Origin of the sequence: Rickettsia endosymbiont of Gonocerus acuteangulatus, assembly GCF_964026435.1 — a bacterium.
In the GTDB taxonomy this organism is placed as follows: domain Bacteria; phylum Pseudomonadota; class Alphaproteobacteria; order Rickettsiales; family Rickettsiaceae; genus Rickettsia.
Window position 1 is genome coordinate 221151 of sequence record NZ_OZ032147.1, and the last position, 17772, is coordinate 238922.

The window sequence follows — 17772 nt, forward strand, 5'->3', positions numbered from 1 at the left end:
TGCAGAAATAGCTACTTTTTTTCTAAAGCAAAATCTTATCGATGGATTCTTACTTACTAAAGATAAATAAGGACTATGAAGGTGATGCTTTTTTCCCTCTTGATCTTTTAGAAGGCTGGGACTCAATGATGATTTATAAAACAAATAATTATCAAATTTACAAATTCACCAAAAATGCGATAATGAACATTTAATCATTATCTTTCGTTAAATGAAAAATATTTTCTTACATTCTTTAATCTCTTTTGGGTATATTCCCCGCCGCTTGCGGCGTAATATGGCGGAATGAGCAAATATATACATAAAAGTCATAATGTTACGGTACTGCTGTATCACATGGTATTTCCAGCAAAATATCGCCGAGCAGTGTTTGACGTATCAGTTGATCAAGTATTACGAGAAATATGTTTAGAGATAGAAAAGAGATATCAAATAAAATTTTTAGAAATAGGGGTTGATGAAGATCATGTCCATTTTTTGGTACAATCTGTACCAACCTATAGCGTAACAAAAATAGTAACAACAATTAAAAGTGTTACAGCTCGTCAAATATTTAGACAGTGTCCACAGGTAAAGAAACAATTATGGGGTGGAGAATTTTGGACTGATGGATATTTTACGAGTACGGTAGGTAAGCATGGAAATGAGAATATGATAGGAAAATACGTAAAAAACCAAGGCAAGGAATATCAGAAACTGCATGAGGATCATCAGCTAGCTTTCTTCTAAAATACCCCGCTGCTTGCGGCGGGGATTACTTTTATTAGTTGAGAATTATCGTAATTTCAAAAATCTCGAGCTAAAAACCGATAACATTCCAATAACTATTATTGGTGAAAATGGCAGTGGTAAAACTAATATCTTAGAAGCAATATCGCTTTTCTATCCAGGTAGAGGTTTAAGATCAGCAAGGCTTGCTGATATATGTAGAGAGTCAGAAGATCATTGCTCTGTTAGGGCTTTATTGCAAAGTAAGCTTGGGCTTGCAGAGTTTAGCATACAAATCAAACGCATATCCAATAGAAGAACAACCGAATATAATAATTCTAAGATCGCCAATAATGAGTTAAGTAAATTTACCAGCATGGTATGGCTTACTCCTCAAATGGAAGGGATTTTTACGAGCGGTACTAGTGATAGAAGAAAATTTTTTGACCGAATAGTTTATAATTTTGATCCAAAACATGCAGAATTAGTTAGTAAATATGAACATTATATGCAGGAGCGGAATAAAATTCTAGCTGAAGATATGTGGGATAATAATTGGCTTAAAACTATCGAAGAAAAAATGGCTGACACTTCAACCTATATTGCTAATAATCGTCTCAAAACCTTAGAGTTTATGCAGCAAGCAATTGATGATCTTGAAAATGAATTCCCAAAAGCCGAGTTATCAATTGATGGCATGCTAGAGCAGAAAATATTAAACGGCGAAGAAGATGTTATTGGTTTTATTGCAGCAGAGCTTCATAAAACAAGAGATAAAGACAAATTACTTGGTCGCACCAGCTTTGGAGTACATAAAAGCGATTTTTTGGTTAAGCATAAATATAAGAATATCTTGGCAAAATTCTGTTCTACCGGTGAGCAGAAAGCTATTTTAATTGCAATAATACTTGCCGAGATGAATTATGCTATAAAGCTGACTAAAATAGCTCCTATTTTGCTTTTAGATGAGGTATTTGTTCATTTGGATGATAGAAGACGAAACTATATTTAACCGAATTTTTTATAAGCACAAATCTACAATTATGGGTCACAGCCACCGATTTAAAAGGAATAGAAGAGTTTGGGAATAAATCTCAATTGATTAGATTATAGGCATTGCCTGCGTGGATTGAAAAGCACTTGCGGTGTCATCCCGTGGCTTGTCCACGGGATGACAGAGGAAAATGATCCACGCAGGCAATGCCCCCTGTGATTTATGAACTAGATCCAGTTAAAAAATTATAAAATAATTTTTTTGTATAAATTTAAAAGCTTGCTTTATCTGGATCCCGTGATCAAGCAACTAGATAACACCGAGTAGAGTAAATTATATAACAACTTCAGCAAAACGTTATTAATTAATATCATTGTCAACAACGGACGAAAAGTGATACAGATTTTTTCGTATTGCCGGTTGAAAATTGCTACAGTATAGCTTAATGCGATAAGGTAGTGACTTATCGCATTAAGCTATAGTTGTCACTTTCTATAACTTTGCCGCACTCTGCACGATCTTTAGTATCGGGCCATAACGTAGTTCCTTGCACTTTCCCGCAAACTACCCCATTTGCCCTATTGTCCTTCCTTTACTCTTCGGACAATACTTACATTTCAGTCCATAATTAATATTATATATTGCCCTCAAGATTTATCTTTTAGTATTTTTGCTTCTTTTTGTTTTTGTTTAGCTATAACTGTTTGGTATGCTGCCCAAAAACTGGTTTTACGTTTATGTTGCGTTGATAATTCTAAAAAATAAGTCTCATGATTCTGATATTGTTTCCAATCAGTAATTTGATTACTTAAGATGCCGCACATAACTAAATCTTTAGCTGCATAATTATAATATTTAGATTTAGTGTTTGCTAAAATAGGTTGTATCATCTTCCGGTACAATAAAGTAGCAGCAAGCGGATCTATCTTATGCAATACATCTGCTGCAGGACGCAAAATATTGTAATTACTACCATCCAAATCATTACTCTTAGAATGTACTAATATTGCCAGAGGCTCAAATTCTTGAATAGCTACCAAGAATGTAATAGCTGCATAAGAATTATGGAATTCTAGTGCCTTTTGGATAGCAACCTTATGAAATGAGCCAATGAAATCCACTTCTGCATATTTAACAATTTCTTTGTAAACTCCAGGACTTAAAGTTGCGTCAAACCAACGCAGTCGCTCTGTTTGTGCTTCTTGATACTTGCCCCATAATTCTAAAGCTTCTATTTTCAAAGATTTTCTTTTGTTCTGCCATGGATGTGTATGAGGTAAATCTATAGAATCTAGCCATTCTATTGCCTCCTGTCCTTTCCAGTGCTTGATAAAACGTTCAGCAATCTCTAAATGTGCGTGGGCAGACGGTATTGCATTAAATGAACAGGCAGCTATATAAGCATTAACATCGTCCTGACAATCAGCGATCTGTTTTAATCCAATACTTATGCTTATGGCATTTTTTGAGTTATAAGCGTGCTTTAGCTTCTGCCCTAGCGACTTTAAGCCTTCATCACCTAATATAGTCTTAAAATTAAAAATTATATAATCATAAACAGCATAATCATTATTCATGAAACGATTAAATACTAGCTCTACCATATCTTCTAAAGAGGTAGTTACTTCTGCATAGGCATTTGCTAAATCATCACAAGCCTTGATAAAAACATCTCCGATTACTCCATTACTATCATCAACTCTACTCAAGGTCTTGGGATGTAAATCTAAGAAAGCTGTTAATAAATCAACAGCATGATTTGGGAACCTTGGTAATAAATCCCTAGTAATATGCATACGTAATTGATCAATCTTGGTAGCAAAATCACCTGATTCGTAATAATCAATGAATCTACTAGATTTTTTCAGAGATGCTATCTCAGCTTTAATAATCGAGACAATCTTTTTTGGATCTTCGTCAAGACTTGCTAATATCACATCTAATTGTTTTTGTATGCTTATATTACTGTTATAAAGCGATAAAATAATTTCTGCTAATTTCTCTGATCCAATATTAATTAGCTTTTCCTTGGTAATCATACAATCATTCTTAGAATTGTTATTCCTAATCTATTACTTCAATCTTAGTGAAGTTAGTAGCAAGGGATACTAAATCCAAAAATAATCATAGTCAATCATTTTTTGTGAGTACCTTCTTTTTCATCTCGATATGGCGTCTTACGACTTCGTTTAATGCCTCTCGTCTTTTCTTGTAACTAATACCACTAACTGATTTTACATTTGAGATTTCGCCTAATGCCTTAGACTGAATCTTGGATAATTGATATTTCATATTGCTACCAAAAATAATAAAACCAAAATTGTTCGTTCTGTAGCAAATTATTAACTTTACCGCTCCTTGTTAGCTGAAAATTCAAGGACTAAGTAGAACAAAACCTATAAATTTTCTGCCCAAATTTCATTGGGGGTTTTATAACCAAAAATCTTTCTTGGCATGTTATTTAAAATCTCAGCAATATTGTCAAGACCTCTTTGTGTAACGGTTGTAATATCTGTATTTTTAGGTAAAATTCTATGAATCATAGAATTCATTTTTTCCACTAGTGCTTTTTGTCTAGGGCGGTATGGATCACAAAAGAAAGTTTGAAACCCAGATAGTCTATAAGCAAGATGCCCTACAAACTCTTTGCCATTATCCATAGTAATAGTCTTTCTAACACTACTTGGCAGCGTTTTGATCTTTTTTAAAAACCCAGTGGTAACTGTTTTAGCTCTCTTGGAGTTATTCAGCACTAAAATAATCTTTTGACTCTTTTTATCCACCAGCACACCGATATTCATACTTTGATTACCTTTATGAAATGTAAGATCTGCCTCAAAATGCCCTACTTCTAGCTTTTGCATTGCTATTGCATCACGCTGATGTATTGAGATCCTTTGTGGTATAATGATCCTTTGATGCCTTGTCCCCCTTTCTTGCCTTTTATATCTTTTAGACGGTAAATAGCTATATAACTTTAATTTAGCTGCTACTGCAGAAGTGTAGACGAATCTATATATACAAAACTTACGCTATGTTTGGTTCTAAATATCGTAAAGATGGAGAACGCAGCTGTTGTTGCATATAGTCATCTAAAAGCCCTAACTTTATTTGGTAAACCGTTTTACCGATTGTATTTGCAGTCCTTTTGAGAAATGCCCAAACTAAAAATGCCCAACTAATATGATTACGTTGAATACGCTGTTTCCTGCATTGACAACGTTCTATCCCAGTAAGTTGCTTAATTTCTCTGTGCATGCTCTCAATTACCCATCGAAAGCCACACTCATCTTGTGCAGCTTTAGAAGATTTGTGAGTTTTGTTATTGGTAACAACATACTCAACTCTATTGGTAGAAACAGTAAATTTAAACAAATTAACATGCTTATTTTTAGCAAAGCCTTTTATATGAATCTCTACTCCATGCCTGATCTCTTCATCTGAAAATGTCAACTCTTTTACAGCTTTATAAGGTTTAGAATCGTGTGTTTTACTAACGTTTCTATTGGCTTTAATAGGGGCATAATAATATTTCCCCAGAGAGTCAACATGTTGCATAATTTTGTGTGTAGAATACCATGTGTCAAAAAGTACTGTTTGAAAAGGAATCTTCTTGCTATAAACAGCATTATTTAACATGTTTAATAGGTGTTCTAGTTTTGTTGCTCCATCATGATCAGGTGCAAAAATTCGATAATCTATTACCCAAAACTTATTAATATCAGGGTTATAATATACCAGACTCACTACTCCTATACCTTTAGTAACTCTACCTGTATAGCATAAATCATTAAGATACTGACAATTTAATAGTATTAAAAACAGCATCATAAAATGTTTCAAAATCTCCTACAACTTTCCTAATTTCATTTTTTATCTTAAACCAGTAATGCTCTATAGGATTTAAATCAGGAGAGTAAGTTGGTAAATACAATATGGTACAACCAACGGATTCAATTAACTCTTTAACTTTAGAATTTTTATGAAAATTAATGTTATCCATAATAACGGTTTGCCCAGGTTGTAATTCTGTAATTAATACATCCCTAATATAAGTTTTAAAGACCTCTGTATTACAATTACCTTCAAATATTACAGGAGCAATAAGATTACCATTACAAAGACCAGCTATCATACTTATTCTAAATTTATGTTGATACACCTTTTCTCCATAACACCTTTGTCCTATAATGCTCCATCCATACTCTTTGCAAGCATTATCCTCTATTCCAGATTCATCAAGATATACTAATTTGTCTTTTGTGATGGTTTGTATCTTTGCTATAAATTCATTTCTTAATTTAATATCTCTTTTCGGATGAAAATGAGTTTTGTTTATAGCTATAGCCAAGTTTTCTGATTTGTCTTAAAATAGTTACAGATGCAATATTACCCCATTGCTTTGCTAACTCCTTTGATGTTTTATTCATATTAGCTTTAAAAAATTCTTTAAAAGATTCTGAATCTTTTATCTTATGACTATGTCCTTTCTGATAACCAGTTGCTGCTTCTAAAGTACCTTGCTTATCTTTTAATTTTTTCCATTTATATATAGTATCACGACTTACATTAAATAATTTACTTACCTTACTTATTCGTATCCCTGCTTCTACAGCTTTTATAACTCTTAGTCTTAGTTCTATTGCATATGCTCGTGCCATATCTCTTTACATGCTTGTTAATATTTGCTTACTATAACATGATACTCTCGCTCTGTCAGTACCTTAATGACTTATGCTATACCAGACTCACTACTCCTATACCTTTAGTAACTCTACCTGTAGCTCCACTGTACTGCGATCTTGCAATTTCTATTTGCTTCGTATTCCTTTTATTTAAAACCGTATCATCAAATATTGTATATCCATTAGATGAAAAAATAACATCATTCTTGATGTGTTCCCATAACAAAGAAGGTGTATATTTTTCATTCCTTAAAAATCTATTAATAACATCATGACTACATTTCTTTGCATGTTCAGCGTAGTAGGTTAAACTATAATTCTTTTAGCTAACTATTAAAAATTGACAATAATCTGTCCTATTAATTGGTATTGCTTGCAACTTTATCCTCTTTGACATGTTTAATTATTTTTACAATAATTTATCACTTTTTTACTCATAGCGTAAGTTTTGTATATATACTTTCTGTACTGATACAACAAGCTGTATTTTTGTCCAGTTTTAACTTTCCGGCTATAGCATCCGGTGACCATTTCTTGTGAATCATAGCATTTTTGATATAATTTAACAAAATAGGTAACTTCTCTATTTTTAATAACTCTTGCTGATGCATCCTTTTTTTATATTGTTCCTGAGCAACACAAGGCATATACTTACCTTTTACTTTATTTCTTTTTAGCTCCATACTAATAGTGCTTTTAGACCTCGTAAGATGTTGTGCTATCTTGTTAATACTGACTCCTAGGTCATACATTCTTTTTATTTCATATCTCTCTTCTCGAGATAAGTGTCTATATTTTCTGTTCATCATTACCTATTTAAAATCTTATTATTTTAAATAAGTTTTGTTCTACTTACTTATAGTATTTTCACTGACTATTATAAGACTAATTCAAGGATTTTCCTTAGGCGGCGAATTTAGCGGCTGCATTTCTTATATAGTTGAGCATGCTTCATTTGAGCAAAGAGGACTTGCAGGAAGTGCCTCATTCGTTAGTATGTGTGGGGGGGCATGCTACTTGGGCTTATAACCGCTGCTGGCTTTTCTTATTTTATGCCGGCTGATATGTTATTTGAATGGGGATGGCGAGTACCATTTATTGCCGGATTATTCATTAGTTCAGTAGGTTTATATATTAGAAAAAATCTATCAGAAAGCCCTATTTATAAAAAAGCTAAAGAGAGTGGAAGATTAGCACGCTTTCCTCTACGAGAAACATTAACAAAATACCCAAAAGAGCTAATCGTAGCACTTGGACTTTATATTACTGTAACTGCACCTTTTTATACTTCGACGGTTTTTATCGGCAATTTTATGCAAACTCTTGGATATACTAACCAACAAAGCGTTATTGTAAGTAGCGTAATATTAGTTGTTATGATGGTAGTGTTTCCAATATCGGCTTATATTTCAGATAGAGTAGGGCGTCGTCATGTACTAATATGTGGAATTATTTTATTAATTCTATTAGTTTATCCTATTTTCATTTGCCTTGGATCAATGAATTTTGCTTTAGCAATCATCTCACAAATATTATTTGCCGGAATTATTGCTGTTTATATGGGACCTATACCGACAGTGCTAGTAGAAATATTCCCAACTAGCGTAAGATTTACCGGTGTTGCACTTTCATATAACCTTGCTGCTGCTATATTTGGCGGCACTTCCCCGATGGTAGCAATGCTATTAATGAAAATCACTGGCGATAATTATGCAATCTCATATTATTTAATTGCACTTGCTTTAGTATCTTCTATAATTCTGAAATTTTATAAAGAGACATATAAAAAGAATTTATATACTCAATGAAATTCACAAATTGGCTAAATTTTTATTTATTAGGTATATACTCACAATAGAAAATCTTATATAATGCTCTCAATGTCATCTTTGCGTATGCGGGGAGGCATTGTTGCGTGGATCATTCTCCCCCCTGTATCCCGTGATTTATTCACGGGATACAGTTAAAAATACTAATAAAATTAGTATTTTAACTATTTTCTGGATCTAGTTCCCAAGCAACTAGATGACATCGATCAGGTTTTTCGATCTACGCAACAATGCACCTATGCGGGAACCCAGCATAAAGCGAGATCAATCGAGCTTTTATATTCTAAAAAATTGCTGTGTTTAGACTTTTTTTCCTGGATTCCCGCTTTTGCGGGAATGACATACAAGGTCACCTACATAACACATCAACCAATATTAACTATATTGCATTATTAAAAACATTATGAATGAAGTTTTTGAAGTACCTGGCGGTGAAGAGAAAGTATTATTACATACTTGTTGTGCTCCTTGCGTTGGTCCTTTGATGGAAAAAATGATGAGCAATGGTATTAATTTTACGCTATTTTTTTATAACCCTAATATTCATCCTAAGCAAGAATATGAATTGCGTAAGAATGAAAATATACGTTTTGCCAAAAAGCATAATATCGAATTTATCGATGCTGATTATGACCCACAAAACTGGTTTAAACGTGCTAAAGGCTTAGAGTTTGAGCCGGAAAGAGGCAAACGCTGCTCTATGTGCTTTGATATGCGTTTTGAGCGTACGGCTTTATACGCTCATGAAAATGGGTTTAAAGTCATTAGTAGCTCGCTTGGTATTTCTAGATGGAAAGACATGAACCAGATTAATGAATCAGGAGTTAAAGCAGTATCGCATTATGAGGGTATAACTTACTGGACGTATAATTGGCGTAAGGACGGCGGAGCAAGCCGTATGTATGAAATAGCTAAAGAAGAACATTTTTATAAGCAAGAATTTTGCGGCTGCACACCATCATTACGTGATACTAATAAATGGCGAGTAGCGAATGGTCGCCCTAAGATTGAGATTGGTAAAGAGTATTATTAGTGAAAGTCTCATCTCGTGTGGGCATTGCCCGTATGGATCGTTTCCCCATATCATCCCGTGGCAGCGTTGCTTGCGTGGATCGGTTCTCCGTCTGAGCTAAGGAATTTACGAAGTAGTTGACGAAGCAATCCAGTAAAACAGTTGCAGCTATTGCAGGCATTTTAATACAAGCAGGCAAACCACCATGAGTGTTAGAAGTACTCTCAACTATTGATATAGTGCTTTTTCTAAAAGATTTTAAATTTATCAATATTCTTTGTAATCCAATTTCTGCTAAATTAGAATTGAAATGTGTGTTTTTCAAATAATATTCAAATATTTTTAAATTCAATAGAAAAGCCAATGTGCTACACGTCTTCTGTCATAAGTTCTGCCTTATTTCCGATAATAATAATCTCATCATTATTATAATATTTTTCTAAAACTTGATCATATGATATAGATTTGAATGTTTCTCTTAACGTGGCAAACTCCGAATTATTTAATCCATTTATCCAATTTTTATCTAATTCTATTGGCAACTCAGGTGCCATAGCATATTTAAGACCTTGTCCAGCTAAATTAGAGTTAGAACTCCAAACAACTTTTATATTTTTTGGCATATATTTATCTTAAGTTATATTGAATTTTAAAATGCTTTTGTATCATCTACATATTATAATATATAAGCAAAAAAATCAAAACTAAAATGTTTGAGTAGTATGATAATGGCTTTGTTCGGAAGGGTAATAAAAAAGGAAGGATAGTATGTAGAGAATACCATATAATATTCTGGAATAGATAAGTTATAAATTAAAAATGCCATACAAAGAAAGAACAAAAACAGGTTTGCCAAGAAAAATAGATAAGCCGAGATATAAAATAACCAATTGGTCACAATATAACGATAGTTTAAGAAAAAGAGGGATGGTCAGCCTGTATTTCCCTGAAGGTGATTTAGAGTCTTTGTTCATTAATACACAACCTTACGTAGAGGGAGAATCTGGGAGGACAACGACATACCAAGTACCATATTGTATAGTTGACATTTGATCTTACATTTAATTAAAATAATGTATTAAAAAATACAGATAAAAAATAGGAGGTCACAATGCACTTAAATCAAAAAATAATAAAGCCAAAATTAGGTTTACTTGAATTAGCTAAGAGCCTTGGTAGCATATCATCAGCATGTAAAGCAATGGGATATAGTAGAGATAGTTATTACAGATTTAAAGAACTGTATGAAACTGGTGGCGAAGAAGCATTATATGAGATTAGCCGTAAGAAGCCAATAATAGCCAATAGAGTTGATCCAGCCGATAGAGAAGGCAGTAAAATGGATATGGCAATAGAATATCCAGCATACGGTCAGCTAAGAGTATCAAATGAGCTTAAAAAGACTGGTGTACTTGTATCACCTGGAGGAGTGAGATCAATTTGGTTACGTAATGATTTAAACAATATCAGTAAAAGGCTTAAAGCATTAGAAGCAAAAATGGCTCAAGATGGTATTGTACTTACTGAGGTACAATTACAAGTGCTAGAGAAGCGTCGTAATGAAAAAGAAGCACATGGAGAAATTGAGACACAGCATCCGGGGTATCTAGGATGCCAAGATACATATTATGTAGGCAACTTTAAGGGTATAGGTAAGGTTTATTCTCAGGTATTTATTGATAGCTACAGCAGAGTAGCTGATGTTAAACTATATACTGATAAAACAGCTTTAACTGCTGCTGATATGCTGAATGACCGCGTGTTACCATGGTACGAGACCCAAGGGATACCAATAATTCGTATTCTTACAGATCGTGGGTCAGAATATAAGGGGAATATAGATCATCATGCTTTTGAATTATTTCTAAGTATCGAAGGTATAGAGCATACTACTACTAAAGCATATTCTCCACAAACAAACGGCATGTGTGAGCGTTTTAATAAAACTATGAAACAAGAATTCTTTGATACAGCAATGCGGAAAAAGATTTATACAGATCTTGATGACCTACAATTAGATCTTGATATCTGGCTAGAGTATTTCAATAATGAAAGACCTCATTCTGGTAAATAATTGTTATGGAAAAACTCCTATGCAAACTTTTAAGGATAGTAAGAAATTAGCTGTTGAAAAGAATAATGAAATCTTGTATCTTGATTATATATCTGACAGTCAAAACTTAACTGACAATCAGGTGCAAAATTTATAGTGCCTGTAAGATCAAATCTTGACTTCTACAGGGGCAAGGGTCTTGAGATTCCAGTACCAAGTTTTAGTCATCTATGTGATTTATTTTCACAGATACCATTAGAGGTCAAACAGTTTTGCAATAAACTTGCTGTGCGTATCAAGAATGGCGAAGCTATATCTCTGATACTAGATAGCACAGGTCTTAGATTTAATACAGCTAGTAACTGGTATGAAACAAAATACAATAAAGTCTGTAAGAATAAGCCATGGCAGAAAATGCATATTTCTATAGATCCTGCAATGAATATTCATGATGTTGAGATTACTGATTGCTATACTGCTGATATAGAGATGCTAGAGTCCTTAATACCAGAGAATATATCGGTAGATAGAGTAATTGCTGATGGTGCTTACTATAGTATTGAAGGAGTTGAGAAATTAAGTAATTGCGGTATTACGCCAGTAATGCCTCCCCCACGTAATGCTAAGATATATGGTCAAGATAACACCATATGGCATGATAAGGTTGTAAGTTATATTAGTAAGAAAGGTAACATTTATGCATTTTATAAAAAATATTGTTATGGAATTAGGGCACGAATTGAAGCTCAAATTTCAAGAATTAAGAGATGTATTGGTTCATCTCTATTAACTAAAAAAATATCATCACAAAAACGTGAAGCAATTGTTATTACCAATATTATAAATTTATGGAATTCATTCGGTAAATGTATCGCAGTCAAAATAGGATAATTACGTCTAAAAAAGACCAACAGATACCCTTCCGAACAAAGCCGGCTATAACAAGCAACAAATCAAATGATGCAGCAGGATTTACCGCTTTGATTTCGCTTATTTTTTCATTTAATTTATTTGCTAAAAATAATAATTTTTCCTCTTCACCACTATTACAATATAATTGAAAGTTTTTATTATTTAATGTTATCGTAACAATTGCCATAATTATTTTTGTAATTTTTTTATTTCTTCAAGTTCATTAACATAAATATTAATTTGATCTAATATTCTTACATAATCATTTCTTAATTGATTATTTTCATTTTGTAACCTATAGATCTCATATTGATTATTTGCAAGCACATTTAATAGATTATCAAGCCTATATTCTACTTGTTGCATTAAGCTCATTAATATTTCATTATTCATTTTTTACGCTAACTCTATAAATGGATAAATTATTATAATAATAGATAACATTACAATAGACATAAATATCAACTGTTTTTTGTGTCTATAATTTACTAAGGCTTTATTTTTATTTCTACTTAATAATTTTTCTTGTTCATTATTTTTTTTAGTTTCTAACTGCTCAGCATTACGATCTCTTATGTTAAGGTAATCTAAATATAATTTTAGATAACCTTTTACATATACTTCCCCTGGTAAAACATCTAATCTCCCTTCTTCTAAAGCTATTAAATATTTTTTTCTAATTTTTAAATCTAGAGATACTTGGTTTAAGGTTTTACCCAAATCTAATCTGGTCTGCTTAAGCATTGATGTCATAATTATTCAAGTTTTTGTAAAAATATTTCAAATTTTTTATTTACTAAAATTATTACATTTAAGTCTATAATTTCCTGAGATTTAATTTCTTTAATAAAATCAAGGAAATTCTTAACTAGAATTTTATTATTATCAATCCATAAATCTAAATCAATAGTTGTTTGAGATTTATTAATAATTTTTATTAATAATCTACGTTGTTTGTCATATAAGTCATCTTTTAAGGATTGTAGACCCAGACGACGCCAATATGAATCGTTTAATTGTCTATCACAAGTTTTACGTAACCAGTCTAAACTAAACATATTACCGATTGTAAAATAAGCTTTTGCCATTTCTTCATCATTACCTGATACTTGTTTCGTTACATGTATTATATCAAATACCGAAATCAAACTATCAAAGGTAAGAATATCTTTAGCAAATGATTTGTCTATTCCGTTACTTACATAATAGTTTAACTTTTCTTCAAACTTTATTTTTGCTTCTCCGGCTAGTAAATTACCTACTACTTCTCTTAGATTCTGTGCAGGTTTTTTAAACTCTTCTATGGTTTTACTAATATTAATTGGATGTTTTAAATTTTTGATAAACCAAGAAATACCACGACGCATTAATTTTGTTATCTCAGTAAACATATCAATTTTGATGTTATAATCGATATTAGCAGCTAAATTACTTACCTTTTCCCAAACATCATCAAGTTCAAAAATTTCACAAATAATAGTATATGATCTTATTATATCGCAAAGAGGAGCACCAGTTTCACGTTTTGTTATGCTAATAAGTGGTCCACCAAGCTGATTAACTATTTTATTTATTACAACAGTTTTAATAATTTCATGCTTAAGAGGATGAGATAAAATTTCCTCACGAAACTTCTCTTGCATTATTTTAGGAAAATAATTTACAAGATAAGAATCGAAATATTTATCATGAGAAAAGGTTGAGATACGTAATTCATGAGAAGCCGATCTTTTGCTATATGAAAGTAATAAGCAAAGTTCAGGACGGGTTAATACTTCCCCGTTTATAGCTCTTCTGTTTAATTCTTCGGAAGTTGGTAAAAATTCATTCTCACGTACTAATATTTTTTCTTCTTCTAAAATATCTATAAACTGGCTGAATATACTAACCGTTAGAGTAGGCGATAACTGCATAATCGTTATTGCTTCGGTTTGCTTATAATTATCTTCTAAAACCAATTCTTCAACTTGCTTTGTCATATCAATTAACAGCTTGTTACGCTCATCTAAAGTAACCTTACCGGAAGCAACAGAATTACTAAAAGCAACTTTAATATTTACTTCATGGTCAGAACAATCAACACCTGCTGAGTTATCAATAAAGTCGGTATTGATACGTCCGCCTTTTTTGGCATACTCAACTCTGCCTCGTTGCGATACACCGATATTTCCGCCTTCCGCAATAACTTTTGCTCTAATTTCTGCACCATTACATCTTAAATTATCATTCGCTTTATCGCCGATCTCTAAATGATTCTCTGTTTTTGCTTTAATATAAGTGCCTACTCCGCCATTCCATAGCAAATCAACCTCAGCTTTTAAAATAGCTTTAATTAGCTCTTCAGGTGATATTTCACTATCATTTACATCAAGTAATTTTTTAATTTCTGGCGATAATTTTACCGATTTACTACTACGCTCAAATATCCCGCCGCCTTTAGAAATCAGCTTACTATCATAATCAGACCAGTTAGAATCTTTTAAATTAAATAGACGTAAACGCTCATTAAAGCTTGTTAAAGGATCAGGATTTGGGTCAATGAATATATGCTTGTGATTAAAAGCAGCAACCAGCTTAATAGCTTTGGAGCGAAGCATTCCATTACCGAATACGTCACCGGACATATCGCCTATCCCTGTCACAGTGATAGGGTCTTTCTGTACATCTATACCTAAAGTTTTGAAATGATTAGTTACAGAAATCCAAGCACCTTTAGAGGTAATAGCCATTTTCTTATGGTCATAACCAGCAGAACCGCCTGAAGCAAAAGCGTCATCAAGCCAATAATTATATTCTCTGGAAACGCTATTAGCATAATCTGAAAATGAAGCTGTTCCTTTATCGGCAGCAACTACTAAATATGGGTCTTCTTTATCGTAAATCACAATATCTTGAGGATGTACTACTTTGCCATCAACTATGTTATCGGTAATATCTAGTAACCCTCTAAGGAAATTTTTATAGCACTCGACGACCTTTGCCATATATTCATCACGACCCATTCCCTCATCAGTAAAGTGAAGATAAAAACCGCCCTTAGAACCCACAGGTACTATAACAGAATTTTTAGTCATTTGTGCTTTCATAAGCCCAAGCACTTCATATCTATAATCTTCTGCTCTATCTGACCATCTAAGCCCTCCACGTGACACAGGACCCCCTCTTAAATGCACCCCTTCAAAACTTCTTGAGTAAACAAATATTTCAGCAAATGGGATCGGTTGAGGTAAATGGGGGACTTTAGAGGAATCGAACTTAAATGAAAAATAATGTTTGTTAGGTTGATAGTAATTTGTTCTAGTAACAGCTTCAAGAACACCAAGCATACTACGGAGTACTTTATCCTCACTACTTACTTCAACTTTTAATAAATAATCATTTAATTGTTTTTTGATATCTTTGAAGTCGTGATCGAGATGTTTAGGATTAAATTTTATATCAAATAGATTTACTAATTTTTTCGTATATTCAGGATGTTTAAGAAGTGTCAATTGCACATAACCCTTGCCATAACTAAAGCCTGTTTGATGTAAATATCTTGTTAGAGCTTTGACTAGTTTAACTTGTTTCCAGTTAAAACCAGCAAGTACTATTAATTTACTTAAAGAGTCATTAGCAAGCATGCCAAGAACCATTTTGTCTAAGGCTTCTTCAACATTTATTTTTAGCTCTTGAATATTATCTTTTACTGGCACTACGGAAGTTAAAATAAAATTATATATCCAGCTTTCTTTAATCTCACCGACTTCTTTAATTATAAAGCTCTGTTCGTCGATTGCACTAAATCCTAAATTTTCTATTGGTGGTAATATATTAGAAAGAGCAAGACTTACTCCTGGACTATATATTTTTAGATAAAATTCTGATTCACCTGTAGCAATCAAATTAAACATACGTCTTTGATTCCTACTTGCTTCAGTTAAATATTCAATATCTGTTAAAGCTATTTCAGGAGAGAATTTTTGCCTATAATCAGCAGGAAAAATATTATCGAATAGTTTAAAATTAATTCCTGCTTGATATTCGCCGAATTTTTTAGAAAATTTCAAATAAAAATCTTCACTCCAGCATCTAGAAATACGATCTAAATCTTGCTGAATTTTTTCTGCTTCAAAATTTATTTTATGTTTATCCTGTGCTTCAAGGGTGACAAAAAGATAAGAAAAACTACCTGCTACTTCAGTTATATAGTTAGATAGAATTTTACTGCCGAATTTCTCAGCTAAATAACAATCTATCAGGTTATGTATTTCAGAAGTTAGACGCTCTCTAGGTAAGAAAATTATAATATTTAGAAAAGAACTCGACCAATCATATTGAATGAATAATTTAAGCTTCTTACTCATCATACTAGAAAGCATATGCAAGCACATGCAATATAAATCACCTTGATCAATTTGAATTAAAGCCTCACGAGGTAAAGACTCCATTAAAATTTTTAATTTATCAGCATTATAACCAGATAATGCAAAACCAGCTTTCCCTATTACGAAGTTAAATTTCTGTCTAAGAATTGGGATATTACTTATTGAAGGGTAATACATATTTGAGTTATATATACCAAAAATTATGCTTCCTGAAATATATTCACCATATGAGTCAAATTTCTTTACTAAAATATAATCAATTAAATTATCTGTATGAATAAGTGAGACACTATTTATCTTACCAAGTATTATTAGCTGGTTTTGATATAATGGGCTAGCTGAACATTTTACAATATCTTCAATCTCATCTTTTACTTCTTGCCATATTTTTGTTGTCCCAATCTTGTTGCTTAACTTTGTAGAATTTACTTCAAAATCAATAGTACCTAATAAAATTAAATTATCATTTTGTAACCAACTTAAAAATTCTTTAGCTTCTACGGAATTCAGTTTGTCGTTATCGATTATATTTTTAGATAAATCTTGGAGCTTTGCATGCATATTTGGTAAGGCATTATGGCTTTCCTCAAGCTCATCTAGCCTATCATTTATAGCTTTTGTTAGTAAATTAGTTGCACTATCATCAAAATTTCCGAGGATTGTTAAATGTAATATAGATTCTGATTTTTCTTCTGCGGCTGAATTTTCTAGTATTTTTTCTAGATTGCCTTTTCTATCACGAGTACATTTTATTACCGGATGCAGCAAAAATTTAGTTTGCAGTGCCTTATTCTTAAGAAGACATACGATAAAATCAACAATATGCGGTTTATTATCAAGCAATATTAATATATTTATTGCTGGATCGTTTTCAATAATAGTATTTGTTATTGATATTTTTCTCTCGCCTTTTTCTCTATACTTAAAAAAGTTAAAAGCTTCATCGGCAAAATCAAAAAATAGTTTTTGTTTATTCTCAAACTCATAATCAATAGGAATATAACTCAAAAATTTTTCAATAAATTCCACATATAAAGAGCTCGTGTCATGCTTTTTGCTAAATTCTAAAATTTTAGCTTTATGTTTTGGTATTTGGCAATTTAACCGACCGGAATCTAAAAGAGGTGTTTTTGGCGTCATAATTTTCTCAAGTAAATATAGCTTATTTAATTTGTTATTATATTATATATTATTTAATAAACAATACTCTTC

General features: G+C 32.2%; 14 protein-coding genes and 4 pseudogenes. 7 read left to right on the forward strand and 11 right to left on the reverse strand.

Annotated elements, in window-relative coordinates:
- Nucleotides 1-285: 285 nt before the first annotated feature.
- Together tnpA and recF are read left to right on the forward strand one after the other, a co-directional pair.
- Nucleotides 286-729, forward strand: a complete 444-nt coding sequence (tnpA, locus tag AAGD55_RS01370; RefSeq protein ID WP_341790826.1) for an IS200/IS605 family transposase — start codon at nt 286-288, stop codon at nt 727-729.
- Nucleotides 730-742: 13 nt separating this feature from the next.
- A pseudogene (recF, locus tag AAGD55_RS01375) lies at nt 743-1821 on the forward strand (DNA replication/repair protein RecF).
- Between the two features lie 528 nt (nt 1822-2349).
- Here recF and AAGD55_RS01380 read toward each other — a convergent pair.
- From AAGD55_RS01380 to AAGD55_RS01405, 6 genes are all read right to left on the reverse strand, one after another.
- On the reverse strand, nt 2350-3741 hold the full coding sequence (locus tag AAGD55_RS01380) for a DUF6880 family protein (protein ID WP_341791855.1): 1392 nt from the start codon (nt 3739-3741) through the stop codon (nt 2350-2352).
- A gap of 357 nt (nt 3742-4098) precedes the next feature.
- Nucleotides 4099-4722 carry an IS30 family transposase gene (locus AAGD55_RS01385; protein WP_341792479.1) on the reverse strand — a complete coding sequence of 208 codons (624 nt, stop codon included), beginning with the start codon at nt 4720-4722 and terminating at the stop codon, nt 4099-4101.
- Between the two features lie 7 nt (nt 4723-4729).
- Complete coding sequence (locus AAGD55_RS01390) at nt 4730-5533, reverse strand: transposase (protein ID WP_341791856.1); 804 nt, start codon at nt 5531-5533, stop codon at nt 4730-4732.
- Nucleotides 5493-6363, reverse strand: a protein-coding gene (locus tag AAGD55_RS01395) for an IS630 family transposase (RefSeq protein ID WP_341790894.1) whose coding sequence is annotated in 2 segments (ribosomal slippage) — nt 5493-6035 and nt 6037-6363 — 870 coding nt in all. Because the reading frame shifts where the segments join, the coding sequence is not laid out codon by codon here. Before AAGD55_RS01395 ends, AAGD55_RS01390 begins: the two co-directional genes overlap by 41 nt.
- A gap of 76 nt (nt 6364-6439) precedes the next feature.
- A complete protein-coding gene (locus AAGD55_RS01400) occupies nt 6440-6613 on the reverse strand; it encodes a hypothetical protein (RefSeq protein ID WP_341791857.1) in 174 nt (57 codons plus the stop codon).
- Nucleotides 6614-6821: 208 nt separating this feature from the next.
- Entirely contained in the window at nt 6822-7196 is a 375-nt protein-coding gene (locus AAGD55_RS01405) for a helix-turn-helix domain-containing protein (RefSeq protein WP_341791858.1), read from the reverse strand.
- A 61-nt stretch (nt 7197-7257) separates the two neighbouring features.
- Here AAGD55_RS01405 and AAGD55_RS01410 point away from each other — a divergent pair.
- Nucleotides 7258-8195 (forward strand): annotated as a pseudogene (locus AAGD55_RS01410) (MFS transporter); the annotation flags it as partial.
- 424 nt (nt 8196-8619) lie between these two features.
- Nucleotides 8620-9249 (forward strand): epoxyqueuosine reductase QueH, encoded by a 630-nt coding sequence (locus AAGD55_RS01415; RefSeq protein WP_341791859.1) that lies wholly within the window; start codon nt 8620-8622, stop codon nt 9247-9249.
- A gap of 347 nt (nt 9250-9596) precedes the next feature.
- On the opposite strand, the gene AAGD55_RS01420 is transcribed toward AAGD55_RS01415, so the two are convergent.
- Nucleotides 9597-9851, reverse strand: a complete 255-nt coding sequence (locus AAGD55_RS01420; RefSeq protein ID WP_341791860.1) for a hypothetical protein — start codon at nt 9849-9851, stop codon at nt 9597-9599.
- Between the two features lie 196 nt (nt 9852-10047).
- Here AAGD55_RS01420 and AAGD55_RS01425 point away from each other — a divergent pair, with 196 nt between their 5' ends.
- From AAGD55_RS01425 to AAGD55_RS01435, 3 genes and pseudogenes are all read left to right on the forward strand, one after another.
- Nucleotides 10048-10281: a hypothetical protein gene (locus tag AAGD55_RS01425; RefSeq protein WP_341791861.1), complete on the forward strand. Its 234-nt coding sequence runs from the start codon at nt 10048-10050 to the stop codon at nt 10279-10281.
- Between the two features lie 58 nt (nt 10282-10339).
- A pseudogene (locus tag AAGD55_RS01430) lies at nt 10340-11438 on the forward strand (IS481 family transposase).
- Nucleotides 11439-11602: 164 nt separating this feature from the next.
- The gene (locus AAGD55_RS01435; protein WP_341792489.1) at nt 11603-12172 is read left to right on the forward strand and encodes a transposase; all 570 of its coding nucleotides are present in this window, start codon (nt 11603-11605) and stop codon (nt 12170-12172) included.
- 43 nt (nt 12173-12215) lie between these two features.
- Here AAGD55_RS01435 and AAGD55_RS01440 read toward each other — a convergent pair.
- The 4 genes and pseudogenes from AAGD55_RS01440 to AAGD55_RS01455 all read right to left on the reverse strand — a co-directional run.
- Nucleotides 12216-12380 (reverse strand): annotated as a pseudogene (locus AAGD55_RS01440) (cell division protein ZapA); the annotation flags it as partial.
- 2 nt (nt 12381-12382) lie between these two features.
- Complete coding sequence (locus AAGD55_RS01445) at nt 12383-12586, reverse strand: hypothetical protein (RefSeq protein WP_341791862.1); 204 nt, start codon at nt 12584-12586, stop codon at nt 12383-12385.
- 3 nt (nt 12587-12589) lie between these two features.
- Nucleotides 12590-12946: a helix-turn-helix domain-containing protein gene (locus tag AAGD55_RS01450; protein ID WP_341791863.1), complete on the reverse strand. Its 357-nt coding sequence runs from the start codon at nt 12944-12946 to the stop codon at nt 12590-12592.
- Nucleotides 12947-12948: 2 nt separating this feature from the next.
- A complete protein-coding gene (locus tag AAGD55_RS01455) occupies nt 12949-17700 on the reverse strand; it encodes an NAD-glutamate dehydrogenase (RefSeq protein ID WP_341791864.1) in 4752 nt (1583 codons plus the stop codon).
- Between the last annotated feature and the right edge of the window lie 72 nt (nt 17701-17772).